The organism is Mesorhizobium sp. B2-8-9 (assembly GCF_006439475.1).
In the GTDB taxonomy this organism is placed as follows: domain Bacteria; phylum Pseudomonadota; class Alphaproteobacteria; order Rhizobiales; family Rhizobiaceae; genus Mesorhizobium.
Window position 1 is genome coordinate 124,124 of record NZ_VFTQ01000004.1, and the last position, 18,202, is coordinate 142,325.

Below are 18,202 nucleotides of genomic sequence, written 5' to 3' on the forward strand. Positions count from 1 at the left end.
AAAAAAAATCCTATAGGCCTTTCTTCTGCCATATCTGATTTTCTTTTCTATAAATACATTAAAATCATTGTTTTAATGTACATGAATAGCTAAAAACTAAAATAGAATTTCCTAAAATTTAAATATATATATAGTAATTTGAAAAACATATTGAACCCCTTTAACCGCATGACGGGAGAGCGGTTGCAACCGTATTGCGGCTGATGGCGCCCGGCGGAGGCCGGGCGCCGTCCTTTCCTCAGGCGACGAGGCCCTTGGTCAGCTCGAGCGCCTGACGCTCGAACAGCCGCCGGTAGATGCCGCCGTTCAGCCGGATCAGTTCGTCATGCGAACCTTCCTCGGCAATACGCCCGCGATCGAAGACCAGCAGCCGGTCGAGCGCGCGCACCGTCGAGAGCCGGTGCGCGATCACCAGGGTCGTGCGCCCGACCATCAATCGCTCCATCGCCTTCTGAATCAGCACTTCCGATTCCGAATCAAGGCTCGATGTCGCCTCGTCCAGGATCAGGATGCGCGCGTCGGCCAGGAAGGCGCGGGCGATCGCCACACGTTGACGCTCGCCGCCCGACAACTTCACGCCACGCTCGCCGACCAGGGTTCCATAGCCCTTGGGCAGGCTGGTGATGAAATCATGCGCGCTGGCGAGTTTGGCCGCATGCTCGATCTCGGCCTGGCTGGCGCCGGGCCTGGCATAGGCGATGTTTTCGGCGAGCGACCGGTGGAACAGGATCGGCTCCTGCTGAACGATGGCGATCTGGCTGCGCAACGAAGCCTGCTCGACCTGCGAGATGTCCTGCCCGTCGATCAGTATCCGCCCGGCACTCACATCATAAAGCCGCTGGATCAGCTTGACGAAGGTCGTCTTGCCCGAGCCCGAATGCCCGACAAGCCCGATGCGCTCGCCGGCCGCGATATCGACCGAGAAATCGCGGTAAAGCGGCAGAAGGTGGGTGCCGTAGTGGAACGTCACCTTGTCGAAGGCGATGTGCCCGTCGCTGATCCGGATCGGCCGAGCGCCGGGCCGGTCCTCGATGCCGAGCGGCTCGGACTGGAAGTCGACCAGTTCCTCCATGTCGTTGATCGAGCGCTGCAGGTTGCGGATATGTGTGCCGATGTCGCGCAGATATCCCTGCAGCACGAAAAACGAGGTCAGCACGAAAGCAACGTCGCCGGCGCTCGCCTGGCCCCAGGCCCACAACATCAGGGCAAGACCGATCACCGCCGCCCGCATCAGCAGCAGCAGCACCCCTTGTGTGGTGCCGTTGGCAGTGCCGCGCATCCAGGTGCGGCCGGTGCGCAGGCGCCATTTGGCGACAACGCGCGCCAGCCGCGCTTCCTCGCGTGCCTCCGCGCCGAAGCCCTTGACGACGGCGTTGCAGCTCACCGCGTCGGCCAGCGAACCGCCCAGCCGCGTGTCCCAGCTGTTGGCGAGCCGTGCGGCAGGCGCGACATAGCCGAGCGACAGCATAGCCGTGACGGCGATGAACAGCACCGAACCGGCGGCCACCACGGCCCCCATCAACGGCCAGAACCAGCCGAGTAGCAGCGTGGAGCCGACGAGCATGACGACCGACGGCAGCAGCGCGATCAGGATCGTGTCGTTGAGCAGGTCCAGCGCCCACATGCCGCGCGTTATCTTACGCACCGTCGATCCGGCAAAGCTGTTGGCGTGCCAGTCCGTCGAGAAGCGCTGCACCCGATGGAAGGCATCGGCCGCAATGTCCGACATCATCTTCAGCGTCAACTCGACGATGCACAGGAACGCGACATTGCGCAGCACGACACCGGCCAGCGCCAGCGCGATCAAGGTCGAGAACGCCGTCATCGCCGCATTCCAGGCGACTGCGTCGGTTCCGGCGCCGCTGGCGACGGCATCGACCAGGCGGCCGGAATAGAAGGGTGTCAGCACGTCGGCGAGCGTCGAGAGCAGGAAGGCGCACATGATGAGCGAAAGCCGCCACGGCTGGTGGCGCCAGTGGCTGAACGTAAAGCCAAGCACGCTGCGAAAGGCGCTTGCGCGCAGGTCGATCTTGAAACGAGCCATGATGTCATACGGGCGCAAACGAGCCCGGTCCCGGTAAAAATCGAATTGGAAAACCCGCGTCCGCGCCCTGCGGCGTCCCTGAAAGCGGGAGGTTCAGTATGGTAGGCCGCCTGCGCTGAGGCGGCGACCGGCAGCGGCAGATGCCTGGTCCGCGTCTGGCTCTCCGAGAAACCCTCGGAGCGCCGGCGCCGACCTAGGCCTCGCGGCCTCGCATAACGATGTCAAATCCTGCCATACGGTCCTCCCGGAAGGGAATCGCGGAAAGGTTGTTATAGGCAGGCATCAGCCGATCGCCAAGTCGGCCCATCGCGAAAACAACATCTGGTCCAAGCACTGCGACGAATTTGCAACAACGGCGGGTTGTGGCCAGGCCTCAGGCAGCGGGTGAGCGATCCAGTCGCATGTAGCGCCCTTCCGCCCGGAACCCGAACTTCTGGTAGAGGCTGTGAGCGTCGCTGGTCGTGAGGCTCCAATGAGAAACCGTCTTCATATCGGGATGATCGAGGAGTGCCTGCACAAGCCGTTTGCCGATGCCATGCCCACGACGCTCCGGCCAGACGATGACGTCGGCAAGATAGGCAAAGACCGTGTAGTCGGTGATCGCGCGGGCGAATCCGACCTGCCTGCCGTCGAGATAGGCGCCGACGCAGAGCGAGTTGTCGAAGGCGCGGCGGTTGGCTTCGTCGGTTCTGGATGCACCCCAATAGCTTTGCATGAGCAGATCGGAGGTTGCCCGGAAATCGATCCGCGACAGGTCGAAACTGATTTCAACATCCTGCATGCGCGGCGCAATCTGGCGGACTAGCCGCGGTCCCGGAACCGGTTGGTGATCGGATAACGGCGGTCGCGGCCGAAATTCTTCCGTGTGATCTTCACGCCGGGCGCCGCCTGCCTGCGCTTGTATTCGGCGATGTAAAGCAGGTGCTCGACGCGCGTCACCGTCGCCCGGTCGTGGCCACGCGCGACGATGTCGTCGACGCTCATCTCGTTCTCCACCAGGCATTCCAGGATGTCGTCCAGCACCGGATAGGGCGGCAGCGAATCCTGGTCGGTCTGGTTCTCGCGCAGCTCCGCCGACGGCGCCTTGTCGATGATGTTGTTCGGGATTACCTCGCCCGACGGTCCGAGCGCACCTGGCGGCACATGGTTGTTGCGCCAGCGCGACAGCGCGTAGACCTGCATCTTGTAGAGATCCTTGATCGGGTTGAAGCCGCCATTCATGTCGCCGTAGAGCGTGGCGTAGCCGACCGACATCTCGCTCTTGTTGCCCGTGGTGACCACCATCGAGCCGAACTTGTTGGAGATTGCCATCAGGATCGTGCCGCGGGCGCGGCTCTGCAGGTTCTCCTCGGTGATACCTTCCTGGGTACCCTCGAAGAGCTGGGTCAGCGCGTGCCTGAAGCCTTCGACCGGCTCGGAGATCGGCACGATGTCATAGCGGCAGCCAAGCGCGCGAGCGCAATCCTCGGCGTCCTTCAGCGAATCCTTCGACGTATAGCGATAGGGCATCATGACGGTGCGCAACCGCTCTTCGCCCAGCGCATCGACGGCCAAAGCGGCGCAGATCGCCGAGTCGATGCCGCCGGAGAGGCCGAGCACGACGTTCTTGAAACCGTTCTTGTTGACGTAGTCGCGCAGACCCAGCATGCAGGCACGGTAGTCGGCCTCTTCACGCTCGGGGATCTTCGACATCGGGCCTTCCGAGCAGACCCAATGATCGCCTTTCCGTTTCCAGGTGGTGACGGCGACCGCCTCCTCGAACTGGCTCATCTGGAAGGCCAGCGTCTTGTCGGCCCCGATGGCGAACGAAGCACCGTCGAAGATCAGCTCGTCCTGGCCGCCGAGTTGGTTGGCATAGATCATCGGCAGGCCGGTCTCGATGACCTGGCGGATGACGACCTGGTGGCGAACGTCGATCTTGGCGCGATAGTAGGGGGAGCCGTTCGGCACCAGCAGGATCTCGGCGCCGCTTTCGGCAAGCGTCTCGCACACGGCGATGTCGCCCCAGATGTCCTCGCAGATCGGAATACCGATGCGCACGCCGCGGAAGTTGACCGGACCCTGCAGTTCCGGCCCGGCCTGGAAGACGCGCTTCTCATCGAACTCGCCATAATTCGGCAGGTCGAGCTTGTAGCGCTCGGCGATGATCTTGCCGCCGTCGGCGAAGACGATCGAGTTATGCGTGCCGGTCCGGCGCTTCAGCGGCGTGCCGACGATGACGCCCGGCCCGCCATCGGCCGTGTCCTCGGCGAGATCCTGCGCCGCCTTCTCGCAAGCCTTCAGGAAGGAAGGCTTCAGCACCAGGTCTTCCGGCGGATAGCCGGCGAGGAAGAGCTCGGTGTAGAGCACCAGATCGGCGCCCTGGCGCGCTGCGTCCGCCCTCGCCTCGCGCGCTTTTGCCAGATTGCCGGCGACGTCGCCGACGGTCGGGTTGAGCTGGGCGACGGCAATGCGCAGGATATCGGGAGCGGTCTTGGTCATGGTACGGATTTAGCGTGGCTGAAATCGCCCCGCAATGGCGTTTGGTTGTGCCACTTGGGATCGATCGAAGATCGTATCCTGACTAATCGGCGGAGCCGATTATGTCCTTGATCGATTGAGGACCGTATCCTGACTAATAGGCGGCGCCGGCAGAGCCGACTATCTCCCTGATCGACGGACGTCGATCGATCCCAACCACCTAGTCGCCCATATATTCGCGCAGCGCCTCTGCCGAGCGGTTCTCGCCGATCGACATCGCCAGGATGCGCGAGATGTGGCGGCGCGGCAGGCCGGTCTCGGCCGACCATTGGTTGATCTGCGCCTGGATCTTGTCGAGGTCCCGCTTCGAGGTCGGGTTTTCGGCGATGTCGAGGCCCGCATCGCGCAATGCCGCCGCCATGTCGGTAGAGACCACAAACGTGTCCCATTCGAGCCAGCGCAGGAAATACTGGCCGGTGTTGCCGCCGAGCCGGCTGCCATGCTTGGCGAGATACACGGTCAGGCCGACCTGATCGTCCGCGGGCCAGGAGGCGATGAATTTGCCGAAGCTGCCATTCTCCTTCGAGACGCGATCAACGAAGGCGGCATTGTCGCGCACCGACTTGATCTTCTGCGGATTGCGCACGATGCGGCTGTCGGATGCAAGCTCGTGCCAGAAGTCGTCCGGCTGGAACAGAAGCCGCTTCGGCTCGAAGCCGAGGAACGCTTCCTCGAAACCTGGCCATTTCTGCTCGATCACCCGCCACACGAAGCCGGCGGCGAAAATGCGCTCGGCCATGGTGGAGAGGATGCGGTCGTCGGGGATCTTTGCCACCGCCATATTATCGGGCGCGGGGCCAAGCAACGGCGCCAGCACGGCCTCTCCGCCCTTGCGCTTTGCCGCCCGTGCATGGATTTTCTGGAAATCGAGCATCATTGTCCCCGCTTGTTCGCCGCAATCTATCACTTCACGTCCGGCCCGGCAGCCTCTACCTCTATCGACGCCCGGCCGAAGGAGAGGACAAATGAACAAGATCGTCGAAGACATGGCGAACCGCCTGCTCAAGCGAAAGCCGGACGGTTTCGGTCCGCTCGAGAGCCGCGTGCTCCAGTCGACGCTCGAGCGCACCACCATCACCCGCGACACCAACAAGGCCGTGGCCTTCCACGAGACCTATGGCGACCGTATTGCCGACACCATCGCCAGGATCGGCGGCTCCTGGTCCTTCATCCTGAGCTTCCTGGCCTTTCTTGTTGTCTGGACTGCCGGCAACGCCTGGCTGCTCACCCGCGACGCCTTCGACCCCTACCCTTTCATCTTCCTCAACCTTGTTCTGTCGATGCTGGCGGCTATCCAGGCGCCGGTGATCATGATGTCGCAGAACCGCCAGACCGAGCGCGACCGCATCGACGCCGCCCATGACTACGAGGTCAATCTGAAGGCCGAGATCGAGATCATGGCCCTGCATGAAAAACTCGACGAGCTTCGCCATAGCGAGATCATCGGCATGCGTGACGAAATCCTGCGCATGGCCGAGCAGATCAGGCGCATTGACGAAAAACTGTCCGCACGGCCCGCAACGGAATGAGCGAGACCATCCACCGCCTCATCGAGCAATACGGGCTGATCGCGGTCTTCCTGGGTTGCGTGGCCGAAGGCGAAAGCGCGGCGATCCTGGGCGGCTTCTTCGCTCATCAGCATGTTTTCGTGCTCTGGCAGACTTTCTTTGCCGCCTTCCTCGGCGCCTTCGCCGGCGACACGTTCTTCTTCACCCTGGGGCGCAGCTTCGCCGAACATCGCTATGTGAGACTGTTGCGCAGGCGTCCGGGCTTCAGCCGAGCCTATCGCCTGCTCAACACCCATCCCAACATTTTCGTGCTGACCAACCGCTATATCTACGGCATGCGCCTGGTCGGCGGCGTCGCCGCCGGCCTGTCGACCGTGTCCATGCCGCGTTTCGTCATCCTGAATGCCATCTCGTCCGCGGTCTGGTCGGCCCTGTTCAGCGGCATCGGCTATGTCTTCGGCCTGGGCGCGGAGGAAATCGTGGGCCAGGCGTTTGCTCGCCATCAGCGCCTGCTCATCGCCCTCGGCGTCGGCATAGTTATCGCCGTGGTCGCCTGGTTGGTAGGCCATCACTTCGCGAAGCGCGAACGCGCCAGGGAAGACCAGGCAGGATCTTGATCAATCCGCGAGGATCAGATCGGCGCGCCGACAAGGCGTTCGATGAGGGCGATGCCCCAGACGCCGCCGGCGATCACGATCGAAATCAGCACGGCCAGCGAACCGCAGTCCTTGGCAAGTTGGATGTCGATGTGGAATTCGCGCGAGATTGCGTCGCAAGCCGCCTCGATGCCGGTGTTGAGCACTTCGACCATGATCAGGAGCAGCACAGCACCGATCAGCAGGGCATAGCCGCGCCAGGAAACCGAGATGAACCAGCCGGCCGGCAAGGCGAGCGCCAGCAACAGCAATTCCTGCTGGAACGCCTTTTCGTGGGCGGCCAACTTGCGGAAGGCCCGCACTGAATTGATGAAAGCATCGATCAGCCGCTGCATTCCTCTGCCCCTTTGCGAGTCACCGGCAGGGGATATCGCAATGGTGGGATCAAGGGAATAAGGCAGCCGCTGCAAAATTCATCCGCCCGCGACCTTTATCGACGGCGCCGATTTCTCGAACTGCGGCAACCCGTCCTCGATCGAATAATAATCGCCCTTGTCGCCGACGAAGATGTGGCATTCGCCCTGAAGCCCGCTCGGTTCCTCGAATGAACCAGCCATAACCGAAACATATGCATCGCCTTTCGGCTTCCAAAACAGCACCGAGCCGCATGTCTTGCAAAAGCCACGCTTGGCGAAGTCGGATGCCTCATACCAGGTGAGATTTTCCATGCCTTCGATAACGATGTCGGCGTCCGCTACATTGGTTGCGGCGTAGAAATGGCCGCTCTGCTTGCGGCATTGTGAACAATGGCAATAAATCACGCCGCGTAGCGGGCCCTTCGTTCTGAAACGCACCGCCCCGCACAGGCACGATCCGCTATGATTGTCGTCCATTCCGGCCTCCTTCGACGTCGTCTGCACCGTTCATTGCCGGATAGAATTCCAGTTTTGAGATGACCGGGCACCGGCAAATGCGACACCGAAGCGACGCGTTTCAGAAGCTGCCCCTGCACCGCTTTGCACCCTGTGGTAGCAAGGACAATGAGGAAATGCAGGCTATTAAGGAAACTTTAGCAGGACTGCATTTATCGTTCCCACAAGCGATGGTCGTGTTGGGGACGCGCCGTCGCAATTCTGATTCAAATCCCCGCGTGAGCGAACGCCGGCGGTGGCAGGTCTCCGGTCGCACTGAAGGGGCAGTGAACAGACATGAAGCCGGCAGCCATTCCGACCGACAGGAATACCGACATCGCCAGCACCGTCGTGACGACGATGCGACAGCTCGGCGTGCTTGGCCTGCCGCGTAACTATGAAATCTTCTACGAGGCGCTCAGCAGCAGCAATCGCGAACTCAGCCTTGCCGTCGTCTCGTTGAGTAACCGCCCGACCCAGGAAGATCTCGACCGCATCGGACGGAGCTTCTTCCCGCAGCACCACGGCCCCGCCATTGTCGAGCACGCCCGTGAGGTGGTCGCCAAGGAGCTCGAGGACATCGCCGCCCTGTTGCGCAGCGAGCGCTCGCATATCGAGAAGTATGGCCGCATCCTCGACGAGACCTCGAGCGGCCTGAGCAATCGCAGCCTGCTTTCGCAAGAACTCCTGCAGAAGATCGCAGGCGCGATGTCGGCCGCCACCAGCTCGACGATCGACCATGGCCGTCAGATCGCCAGCACGCTCAGCGAAAAGACAGCCGAGCTTGAAAGCGTCAAGTCGAAGCTCGAGGAATACAAGCGACTTGCCGACACCGACCCGCTTACGCAGCTGTGGAACCGCCGCGCCTTCGACAAGGAGATCACCCGGATCTACAACAGCAACCGCGGCATCCTGTTCAACGCCTTGATCCTTGCCGATATCGATCATTTCAAGGACATAAACGATCGCTATGGCCACCCGGTCGGCGACAGGATCCTGCAGATCATCGCCGAGATCTTCCAGTCCAGCGTGCGTGCCGACATATTTGTTGCGCGAACCGGCGGCGAGGAGTTCGCGCTTATCGTCGAAGGCGCCAGCGAGGATGCCACATACGAGATCGCCGAACGCATCCGCGCGCTCGTCGAGCAGACCCCGTTCACCGGCAGCCAGACCGGCATGAACTACGGCACCGTTACCGTATCGATGGGCATCTGCATGGCATCGGAGGCGGAAAACCCCGAGGATCTCTACACCAAGGCCGACCAGGCGCTTTACCGCTCCAAGGTCGGCGGCCGTAACCGTGTGACAAAGCACTCGGCCACGGTCAGCCGGGCTGGCAAAAGCTGGCTGCTTTACAAGAAAGACTGACACACCCCTTTCCAGACGAATTTTTGTGGATTATATTTTCCACAGAAATGAAAGGGTGCGCTTATGCAACGTCCAGTCGCGGCCGCGACGGCGGCCGAAAATGCCGTCGTTACCAAGGCCACGCTGCGCGCGGCCGACCTGCTCGATATCACCGCCAGGACGCTTGCCTTGGTCATCGGCGTGTCGGAAGCAACGGTCTCGCGCATGCGCCGGCAGGAATTCCTGCTTGAACGCGGCACCAAGCCCTTCGAATTAGCGGTGCTGTTCGTGCGCCTGTTTCGCTCGCTCGACGCCATCGTCGGCGGCGACGAGACCGTCGCCCGGGCGTGGCTGAAGAATCCCAACACCACGCTCGACGGCACGCCGCTCGAAAAAATCCTGACGATTGCCGGACTTGTCGATGTCATTGCCTACCTGGACTCCCGGCGCGCTCTCGTCTGAGGCCGTCCGGCTCGAAGGCAAGTACTGGCGGATGGTCGAGGCGCAGCACCGCGTCTCGACCCTTAAGCTCATCGACACGCTCGATGAGCAGGCGCTGCTTGAGGATCTCATCGAGGACACCAAGCCGCGGATCCCGCTTGAGTGCCGCCATCTCCACTATCTGTTGGCGACGCCTTTTCGCTACGGCTCCGTCTATCCGTACGGCTCCCGCTTCCGCCGCGCCGGCAAGACGAAAGGCGTCTACTACGCTGCCGAGACGGTGCTGACGGCGGTGGCGGAGATGGCTTTCTACCGCTTGCTGTTCTTTGCGGAGTCGCCAGCGACGCAATGGCCGAACGACGCAGCGGAATACACTGCCTTCGCCGCTGCGATAAAATGCGACCGCGCGATCGACCTGACACGGCCGCCGCTCGACCGCGACGAAAAGGCCTGGACCCAGCCTACCGACTACACCGCCTGCCAGGCGATCGCCGATGTCGCGCGCGAAGCCGAGCTGCAGGCGGTCCGCTATCGCTCGGCGCGCGATCCCAAGGGCGTCAACATCGCGCTGTTGACGTGCAAGGGCTTTGCCAAGGCAAAACCGCTGGAGCCGCAGACCTGGCGCATCCGGATCGGCTCTTTCGGCCTTCAGGCGATCTGCGAATTCCCGGACAAGCGGCTGGAATTCTCACGCACCGTCTTTGCCGATCCCCGATTGGCCGGCATGCGCTGGGAGCGGGCCACCTGATATCGGCGATGAGCTGCGTTGAGATTCAGGTCAGGCCGGGCAGAAAACCGTCATTCGCAGGCCGCCCTCACCCGAATATCGATCCAGTTTTAGGCCAGGATGTTCACCGCACGCGCCGCCACCAGCGCGATCGTCAGGAGCGAGATCATTGCTTCGGCCATCATCAGGAGCTTCGCGCGCTGCGTGAGCGGCAAGGTGTCGGTCGGCGAGAACGCCGTGGCATTGGTGAAGGCCAGGAAGACATAGTCGACGAAGCCCGGCAGCCAGCCCTGTATCTCGCGATCGGGTAGCGTCATTTGCGGAAACAGGAAATCTGCCTGCGCGCGCTTGACCAGCCCGCAGGTCGGCGGGCCGCCCCGGTCGGTGCTCCAGAACCATAGCGCAAAGACAATCACATTGGTGACCCAGATGTTGAGCGCGTCGACGAGCAGCGTCGTGCCGGCCCCGGCATGCCCTTCCAGCAATGCCCGCACCAGGAAGACCAGCGACCCGCAATTCATGATGCTGATGACGCCGGTCATCACCAATGCTGCGCGGCGGATATAGAGGCGCAATCGGCCGATCGCGTACCAATGCTCATGGTCGACGGCGTTGCGCGTCGCCATTTGCGTCCAGGCCGTCGCGATCGACAGGGGCGCCAGCAGCGCCGCCTCCACTGTAGGGGCCAGCCAGCGCGGACCGAAGGACAGGTTGTTGATGACCAGAAGTTGCAGGCAGATGACGACGAGAACCGCGGCGCGCGCCGACCAGAAATCGAGCCCCCGGTGATGGATGACGGCATGCTGATGGCGCATGGAGGAACCTGTATTGCTAAAACCGCGGCGCTACGGACGGGCTCCGGCAATGATCGGCCGGCCGGTCCTGCCCGAAGCGCCGGCGACGGGTTCCATCGCAATCTTGGTTTTACAATGTTGCGGAAGAATACTTTTTCGTAAGCTTTTGCTATCGGACTGTTCAGCAATCCATCGGTATGATTTTAGGCCCGTATGTCGAGAACCAGTGAATCCGTGCATGTCTGGCCCGCCGCGGCTGCGGCGGAAGACGATCTGTCTTCCATCTGGAAAGGTCTGGTCCGGCATCCATGGCGGTTGCTGGCGCTTTTATGCCTGATCCAGATCGCTTGCTGGACCGTCATGCCCGCGCTCGTCAACGTTGGGCCGCCGCGCGACGTCGTCGAGGGTTTCATGTGGGGACGCGAATGGGTGCTGCTGACCTACAAGCACCCGCAACTCCCCTGCTGGCTGCTCGAGATCAGCCACCTGCTCACCGGCTCGTTCCGCTGGCCGCAATATATGCTGTCGCAGTTGATGATCTCGACGACTTTCGTCCTGGTCTACCTTCTCGCGCGCGACATCATGGGCCCGACCCGGGCGATCGCCGCCGTGCTCTTGATGCCGTCGATCTATTTCTTCGGCTGGCCGACCCCGCAATTCAACCATGACTATGCGCAGATGCCGTTCTGGGCCGCAATCTCATGGTTGCTGTGGCGCTCGGCGCGCGACGGCCGTCCAGGCTGGTGGCTCGCCCTCGGCCTCGTCTCCGGCATCGGGCTCTACGCCAAGTTCTCGACGGCTCTGCTACTGGTGTTCGGTGGTATCTGGATTTTGCACGACGCCCGCGCTCGAAGCCGGCTTGCCACCCCATGGCCATGGCTCGGTCTTGCGGTTTTTCTGAGTCTCGCGGCGCCGCTGGCAATTGCGCTTTTCCGCCTCGATTTCCTGCCGCTGACCTATGCCGAGCATCGTAACGCCTGGGTGCTCGCTAACCGCGCACGGCTCTACTATATCGGCGTTCAGCTTGCAGGGCTTGCCGCTCTTCCCGTCGTTCTTGCTCTTTCCGGCCTGTTGCGACGGCAGGCCGACCCGGCACGAGACCCCTTACCGGCGCACCCTGCCCCCGAGCGGCGCGCGATTGTCTACCTGGCATGGATGGGCCTGGGGCCGGCGCTCCTGATCATGGCCGCCTCGCTGTTTACCGGCACCGGCGAGTCCTGGGGCGCGACGATGTACAATTTGGTCGGCACCCTCGCGGTTGCACTCTTGGGCCAGCGCCTGGGGCTGGCCGAGTTGCGCCGGCTGACGCTGCTGGCACTGCTATGCGTGGTCGGCGTATCGAGCGCCTATGCGATTACACGCTGGACCAGTTGCAACGTCCTCGGTCGCCTGCAGCCGATGTGCTGGCCAGCACGATCGATCTCGCAGACGGCCGAAGCGATCTGGCATGAGACGGTACCAGGACCACTGGGCATCGTCGGCGGCGAGGACGGCGTGGCTCAGCTTGCCGGGTTGGAAGCGGAGGACCAGCCGTCGATTTTCACGACGCTCGATAGGCGCCTTGCCCCCTGGATCACGGACCAGCGCCTGCGGGATCAGGGCCTGCTGCTGGTGTGGCCGACCGGTTGGAGGCTCTCCCCGCAACAGCAGGCGTGGATCGCCGGCCTGCCGGTCAAGACCGTGCCGTTCGACTGGTCGCTCAAGGCACCGGCGCTGGAGATCAGCTTTGCCGTCATTCCGCCCGGCAGGACCAGTTTCCCGGGCGATCCGCCCGGACCGCCCGATCCGGAATGACCCGCGATCCGACTTGAAGTTTATCGGCCCGACGTCAAAAGGCGACGGCATCGCCGCCGGCGCGTCCGACGATAGGCGTCAAGCCTCTGTTCAGGCGTTGGCGGCCTGCTTGTGCTGGACCGGATGGCTCTTCTTGAGCAGGTCCGAGACCAGGAAGGCGAGCTCGATCGCCTGATCGGCGTTGAGGCGCGGGTCGCAATGGGTGTGATAGCGGTCCTGCAGGTCTTCCGCCGTGATGGCGCGGGCGCCGCCCGTGCATTCGGTGACGTTCTTGCCAGTCATCTCTATATGGATGCCGCCCGGATGCGTGCCTTCCGCGCGATGAACTTCGAAGAAGGTCTGCACTTCCTTGAGGATGCGGTCGAACGGCCGCGTCTTGTAGCCGGCCGCCTCGATCGTGTTGCCATGCATCGGATCCGACGACCAGACAACGTTGCGGCCTTCCTTCTTAACTGCCCGCACCAGCTTCGGCAGATGCTCGGCGACCTTGTCGGAGCCGAAGCGCGCGATCAGCGTCAGACGGCCCGGCTCGTTTTCGGGATTGAGCAGGTCGATCAATTCCATCAAGCCGTCCGGCGTCAGCGACGGCCCGCATTTCAGGCCGAGCGGATTCTTGATGCCGCGGCAATATTCGATATGCGCGTGATCGGGCTGGCGGGTGCGATCGCCAATCCAGATCATGTGGCCGGAGGTCGCGTACCAGTCGCCGGAGGTCGAATCGACGCGCGTCAGCGCTTCCTCATAGCCGAGCAGCAGCGCCTCGTGGCTCGTGTAGAAATCCGTCTCGCGCAGCGCGAAATTGGTTTCGGACGTGATGCCCACCGCGCGCATGAAATCCATCGTCTCGGTGATGCGGTTGGCGAGCGATTCGTATTTTTCTCCCTGCGGGCTGTCGGCAACGAAGCCCAGCATCCAGCGATGCACGTTCTCAAGGCTGGCATAGCCACCCTGCGCAAAGGCGCGCAGAAGGTTGAGCGTCGCGGCGGACTGGCGGTACGCCATCTCCTGGCGCGCCGGATCCGGAATGCGCGAGGAGGCGTCGAATTCGATGCCGTTGATGATGTCGCCGCGGTAGCTCGGCAGCGTCACGCCGGCCTTCGTCTCGTTGTCGGACGACCGTGGCTTGGCGAACTGGCCGGCGACGCGGCCGACCTTCACCACCGGCTGCGCGCCGGCGAAGGTAAGCACCACCGACATCTGCAGGAAGACGCGGAAGAAGTCGCGGATGTTGTCGGCGCCATGCTCGGCAAAGCTCTCGGCGCAGTCACCGCCCTGGAGCAGGAAGGCTTCGCCGGCTGCCACGGCCGCCAGCTGCTTCTTCAGCTTGCGCGCCTCGCCGGCAAAGACCAGCGGCGGGTAGGTCGCAAGCCGCGCTTCCGTGGCCTGCAAAGCCCCAAGGTCCGGATAGGCCGGCACCTGCTTGATCGGCTTTGCTCTCCACGAATTCGGCGACCATTTCGTCATCGCTGCACCCAACGCCCTTCCAGAGCAACTCCAGGAAAGTGTAACGGCTTTCCGTCCGGAATTGCGTCAAACAAACCGGCGAGCGTGCTTGCCCGCCATTCCAGCCTCGATACGAGGTCGCGGCTCCTTACACGAAGCCGACTGCCTATTCTAGCCGGGTTTTTCAGTGGTGGCGAATGCGTTGAGCTGCTCGGCTTCCAATGTAGACGCCGTTACGCGGCCTTGTCGACGAGCCGCGCCAGTTGCGTCATCACCACGGCCGAGCCGGCGAGCCGCTTCTCCGCGTTCGGCCAGTCGCGGATGAAAACGACGCTATGGTCGGCCCTGATCTTGGCCAGCGATCCCTGCTCGCCGATGAACTTGACCAGCCCGACCGGATTTGGGAACTCGCGCTTGCGGAAATGAATGACGACGCCTTTGGGCCCGGCATCGAGCTTCTCGACATTGGCCTTGCGGCAGAGCGCCTTGATGAAGACGATCTTCAACAGGTGCGTCACCTCTTCCGGCAAAGGCCCGAAGCGGTCGATCAGCTCGGCGCCGAAGCCGTCGATCTCCTCGGTGGTTTCGAGGTCGCCCAGGCGTCTGTAGAGCGCCATGCGGAGTTGCAGGTCGGGCACATAGCTTTCCGGAATCATCACCGCGGTGCCGACGGCGATCTGCGGCGACCAGCCGCCGTCCTGCGCCTCGCCGGTATCCTTCACCTCGGCCACCGCCTCTTCCAGCATCTGCTGGTAGAGCTCGAAGCCGACCTCCTTGATATGGCCGGACTGCTCTTCGCCCAGAAGATTGCCGGCGCCACGGATGTCGAGGTCGTGGCTGGCGAGCTGGAACCCTGCGCCGAGCGTGTCGAGCGACTGCAGCACCTTCAGCCGGCGCTCGGCCGTATCGGTGAGCTTGCGGTTGGCTGGCAGCGTGAACAGCGCATAGGCGCGCACCTTCGAGCGGCCGACGCGGCCGCGCAGCTGATAGAGCTGCGCGAGGCCGAACATGTCGGCGCGATGGATGATCAGCGTGTTTGCGGTCGGGATATCGAGCCCGGATTCGACGATGGTCGTCGACAGGAGCACGTCATACTGACCATCGTAGAAAGCGTTCATGATGTCGTCGAGCTCGCCCGGCGGCATCTGGCCATGCGCCACCGCCACTTTCAGCTCCGGCACGGATTCCCTCAGGAAATCATGGATTTCGGCCAGGTCGCTAATACGCGGCACGACATAGAAGGAATGGCCGCCGCGATAGCGTTCGCGCAGCAGTGTCTCGCGGATGACCAGCGGATCGAAGGGTGAGATGAAGGTGCGCACCGCCATGCGGTCGACCGGCGGCGTGGCGATCAGCGAGAGCTCGCGAACGCCGGTCAGCGCCAGTTGCAGCGTGCGCGGGATCGGCGTCGCCGACAGCGTCAGCACATGCACGTCGGACTTGAGATCCTTCAGCCGCTCCTTGTGCTTGACGCCGAAATGTTGCTCCTCGTCGATGATCAGCAGGCCGAGGCGCTTGAACGAGATCGAGCTGCCGAGCAGCGCGTGCGTGCCGACGACGATGTCGACCGTGCCTTCGGCGATGCCCTTCTTGGTCTCCGCCAATTCTTTTGAACCAACCAGGCGCGACGCCTGCGCAATGCGGATCGGCAGGCCCGAAAAGCGCTGCGAGAAGGTTTTGAAGTGCTGCCGCGACAACAACGTCGTCGGCACCACGACCGCGACCTGGAACCCCTCCATGGCCGCGATGAAGGCGGCGCGCAACGCAACTTCCGTCTTGCCGAAGCCGACGTCGCCGCAGATCAGCCGGTCCATCGGTTTGCCGGCGCCGAGATCATCCAGGACGGAATCGATCGCCGTCTGCTGGTCGTCGGTCTCCTCATAGGGGAAACGCGCGGCGAACTCGCCATAAAGCCCTTCCGCCGGAATCATGGAGGGCGCTGCACGCATCTGCCGCTCGGCGGCGATGCGGATCAATTGCCCGGCCATGTCGAGCAGGCGCCGCTTCAGCCGTGCCTTGCGCGCCTGCCAGGCGCCGCCGCCCAGCTTGTCGAGCGTCGCCTCAGCCGAATCCGAGCCATAGCGCGACAGAAGCTCGATGTTTTCCACCGGCAGGAACAGGCGATCGTCGCCGGCGTAGTGGATTTCGAGACAGTCATGCGGCGCGCCGAGCGCTTCGATGGTGCGCAAGCCGATGAAGCGGCCTATGCCATGGTCGGCATGGACGACGATGTCGCCTGCCGACAGCGACGAGGCTTCGGCTATGAAATCGGAGGCCTTCTTCTTGCGCTTGGAACGCCGAATGAGCCTGTCGCCGAGGATGTCCTGCTCGGCGACGACGACCAGATCGTCGGTCTCAAAGCCGGATTCGAGCGGCAGCACGGCAAGGCCCGCCTGCCCCGGCTCTAGCTTTTCGACCTCCGCCAGCGTCGCGACAGATTTCAGATTACTGAGATGGTGCTCCGCGAGAATTTGCCCGAGCCGGTCGAGCGAGCCTTCAGTCCAGCCGGCGACGACGACGCGGCGACGCGCCGCGCGCTCGTCGGCAATGTGCTTCACGACGACGTCGAAGACGTTGATGTTGGGATCGGCGCGCTCCTCGGCAAAGCTGCGGCCTTGCCGCGAGCCGCCATGGAAGACTTTTTTGCCGCCGACGTCGGGGGCGTCGAAGACGGTGAAGTCTATGTCCTCGCGCGGTCCGAGCGACGCCTTGAGGTTTTCGGGCGAGAGATACAGCAGATCCGGCGCCACCGGCTTGTAAGGTACGGCATCCTTGAGCGCGCTGTCGGCCTGCTTCCGCCGCGCCTCGTAATGGTCGAGGATCAGCGTGTGGCGCTCGGCCAAGGCCTCATGTGCCAGATGGTCGAACACGACGGGCGCGTCCGGCAGATAGTCGAACACGGTCTCCAGCCGCTCGTAGAAGAAGGGCAGCCAGTGCTCCATGCCGGCGAAGCGGCGGCCTTCGCTGACCGCCGCGTAGAGCGCGTCGTCGCGCGACGGCGCGCCGAAGGCCTCGATATAGGACCGGCGAAAGCGGCTGATCGTTTCCGGTGTCAGCGCCACCTCGCTCATCGCTTGCAGCGACATCGACTTGCGCTGCCCGGTGGTGCGCTGCGTCGCGACGTCGAAGACGCGGATCGATTCCAGCGTGTCGCCGAAGAAGTCGAGCCTGAGCGCCTCGCTCCAGCCGGGCGCGAAAAGGTCGAGGATGCCGCCGCGCACCGCGAATTCACCAAGCCCGCGAACGGTCGGCACGCGCTCGAAGCCGGAGGTCTCCAGCCGCGCGATCAACGCATTCATGTCGATCTGGTTGCCGGGCTTGGCGTGGAAAGTCTGAGCTTCGATCAGCTCGGCCGGCGGGATGCGCTGCAGCAACGCATTGGCGGTGGTGAGGATCACCGCGCGATGCGGTTTCTTGGCCAGCGCGATCATGGCCGAAAGCGCGTCGAGCCGACGCGCCGCGGCATCTGCGCCGGGCGAAACGCGGTCGTAAGGCAGGCAGTCCCAGGCCGGCAGCTCCAGCACCGGTAGGCCGGGCGCGGCAAAGGCGAGCGCCTCGATGATCGCCGGCAGCCGCTGGCCGTCGCGCGCGACGAACAGCAGCGGCTTGTCGGGCGCGATCTCCTGCGCCGTCCGCACCAGGGCGAAAGCTTCGTAGCCGTCGGCGACGCCGTCGACGATGAACTGGCCGGCGCGGCCCTTGGGCAGGCCAATGGAAGGAATGAGGGTCATGGATATGCGTTTTTCAAAATGTCATGGTCCGGCGCGACGCCAGGATCTTCCGCAGAACCGCGCAGTCGATATCGGGCGAAACTGGGCGCTCGCCGGTGACCATCGGGAAAAATTCGGTGTCGGGAATTTCGAGAAGTCTCTCATATTGGTCGATTTCATCGCCGGTCAAGGCGCCGATCTCGGCGTCGGCGAAGGAACCGAGGATCAGGTCCATCTCGCGCATGCCGCGATGCCAGGAGCGGAACAGGAGCTTGCGGCGGCGCGCGTCCAACCCCTCGCTTGATCGCTGTGTTCCGGTCATGGCGCCGCATCCCTGTCCAAAGCGGCGCATATAGCGTGGATAGAG

The 18,202-nt window shown here is 63.1% G+C and carries 16 protein-coding genes; 6 read left to right on the forward strand and 10 right to left on the reverse strand.

What is annotated here, in order from left to right:
- Positions 1-238: 238 nt before the first annotated feature.
- The 4 genes from FJ423_RS06805 to FJ423_RS06820 all read right to left on the reverse strand — a co-directional run bounded on the left by FJ423_RS06805 (position 239) and on the right by FJ423_RS06820 (position 5,438).
- Entirely contained in the window at positions 239-2,044 is a 1,806-nt protein-coding gene (locus tag FJ423_RS06805) for an ABC transporter ATP-binding protein (protein WP_140840285.1), read from the reverse strand.
- 373 nt (positions 2,045-2,417) lie between these two features.
- Positions 2,418-2,825: a GNAT family N-acetyltransferase gene (locus FJ423_RS06810; protein WP_095765130.1), complete on the reverse strand. Its 408-nt coding sequence runs from the start codon at positions 2,823-2,825 to the stop codon at positions 2,418-2,420.
- Positions 2,826-2,845: 20 nt separating this feature from the next.
- Positions 2,846-4,525 carry an NAD+ synthase gene (locus FJ423_RS06815; RefSeq protein ID WP_140840287.1) on the reverse strand — a complete coding sequence of 560 codons (1,680 nt, stop codon included), beginning with the start codon at positions 4,523-4,525 and terminating at the stop codon, positions 2,846-2,848.
- 199 nt (positions 4,526-4,724) lie between these two features.
- Entirely contained in the window at positions 4,725-5,438 is a 714-nt protein-coding gene (locus FJ423_RS06820) for a DNA-3-methyladenine glycosylase I (protein ID WP_140840544.1), read from the reverse strand.
- Between the two features lie 91 nt (positions 5,439-5,529).
- Here FJ423_RS06820 and FJ423_RS06825 point away from each other — a divergent pair, with 91 nt between their 5' ends.
- Positions 5,530-6,093, forward strand: coding sequence for a DUF1003 domain-containing protein (locus FJ423_RS06825; protein ID WP_140840289.1), 564 nt, complete (start codon positions 5,530-5,532; stop codon positions 6,091-6,093).
- A complete protein-coding gene (locus FJ423_RS06830; protein WP_140840291.1) occupies positions 6,090-6,689 on the forward strand; it encodes a DedA family protein in 600 nt (199 codons plus the stop codon). Before FJ423_RS06825 ends, FJ423_RS06830 begins: the two co-directional genes overlap by 4 nt.
- A 14-nt stretch (positions 6,690-6,703) precedes the next feature.
- On the opposite strand, the gene FJ423_RS06835 is transcribed toward FJ423_RS06830, so the two are convergent.
- On the reverse strand, positions 6,704-7,063 hold the full coding sequence (locus tag FJ423_RS06835) for a diacylglycerol kinase (protein WP_095765126.1): 360 nt from the start codon (positions 7,061-7,063) through the stop codon (positions 6,704-6,706).
- Positions 7,064-7,141: 78 nt separating this feature from the next.
- Positions 7,142-7,561 carry a GFA family protein gene (locus FJ423_RS06840; RefSeq protein WP_140691016.1) on the reverse strand — a complete coding sequence of 140 codons (420 nt, stop codon included), beginning with the start codon at positions 7,559-7,561 and terminating at the stop codon, positions 7,142-7,144.
- 315 nt (positions 7,562-7,876) lie between these two features.
- On the opposite strand from FJ423_RS06840, the gene FJ423_RS06845 reads away from it, so the two are divergent.
- The 3 genes from FJ423_RS06845 to FJ423_RS06855 all read left to right on the forward strand — a co-directional run bounded on the left by FJ423_RS06845 (position 7,877) and on the right by FJ423_RS06855 (position 10,115).
- Positions 7,877-8,947 carry a diguanylate cyclase gene (locus FJ423_RS06845; protein WP_140840293.1) on the forward strand — a complete coding sequence of 357 codons (1,071 nt, stop codon included), beginning with the start codon at positions 7,877-7,879 and terminating at the stop codon, positions 8,945-8,947.
- A 63-nt stretch (positions 8,948-9,010) separates the two neighbouring features.
- The gene (locus tag FJ423_RS06850) at positions 9,011-9,388 is read left to right on the forward strand and encodes an antitoxin Xre/MbcA/ParS toxin-binding domain-containing protein (protein WP_140840295.1); all 378 of its coding nucleotides are present in this window, start codon (positions 9,011-9,013) and stop codon (positions 9,386-9,388) included.
- Positions 9,348-10,115 carry an RES family NAD+ phosphorylase gene (locus tag FJ423_RS06855; protein WP_140840297.1) on the forward strand — a complete coding sequence of 256 codons (768 nt, stop codon included), beginning with the start codon at positions 9,348-9,350 and terminating at the stop codon, positions 10,113-10,115. Before FJ423_RS06850 ends, FJ423_RS06855 begins: the two co-directional genes overlap by 41 nt.
- Positions 10,116-10,204: 89 nt before the next feature.
- Here FJ423_RS06855 and FJ423_RS06860 read toward each other — a convergent pair whose 3' ends face one another.
- Positions 10,205-10,909, reverse strand: a complete 705-nt coding sequence (locus FJ423_RS06860; RefSeq protein WP_140840299.1) for a hypothetical protein — start codon at positions 10,907-10,909, stop codon at positions 10,205-10,207.
- Positions 10,910-11,101: 192 nt separating this feature from the next.
- Between FJ423_RS06860 and FJ423_RS06865 the strand changes: the two genes are divergently transcribed.
- A complete protein-coding gene (locus FJ423_RS06865) occupies positions 11,102-12,682 on the forward strand; it encodes a glycosyltransferase family 39 protein (protein ID WP_140840301.1) in 1,581 nt (526 codons plus the stop codon).
- A gap of 90 nt (positions 12,683-12,772) precedes the next feature.
- Here FJ423_RS06865 and FJ423_RS06870 read toward each other — a convergent pair whose 3' ends face one another.
- The 3 genes from FJ423_RS06870 to FJ423_RS06880 all read right to left on the reverse strand — a co-directional run bounded on the left by FJ423_RS06870 (position 12,773) and on the right by FJ423_RS06880 (position 18,157).
- On the reverse strand, positions 12,773-14,146 hold the full coding sequence (locus FJ423_RS06870; protein WP_095765121.1) for a 3-deoxy-7-phosphoheptulonate synthase class II: 1,374 nt from the start codon (positions 14,144-14,146) through the stop codon (positions 12,773-12,775).
- A gap of 212 nt (positions 14,147-14,358) precedes the next feature.
- Positions 14,359-17,856, reverse strand: coding sequence for a transcription-repair coupling factor (gene mfd / locus FJ423_RS06875; RefSeq protein WP_140840303.1), 3,498 nt, complete (start codon positions 17,854-17,856; stop codon positions 14,359-14,361).
- Between the two features lie 13 nt (positions 17,857-17,869).
- On the reverse strand, positions 17,870-18,157 hold the full coding sequence (locus FJ423_RS06880) for a succinate dehydrogenase assembly factor 2 (RefSeq protein ID WP_140840305.1): 288 nt from the start codon (positions 18,155-18,157) through the stop codon (positions 17,870-17,872).
- Positions 18,158-18,202 lie beyond the last annotated feature (45 nt).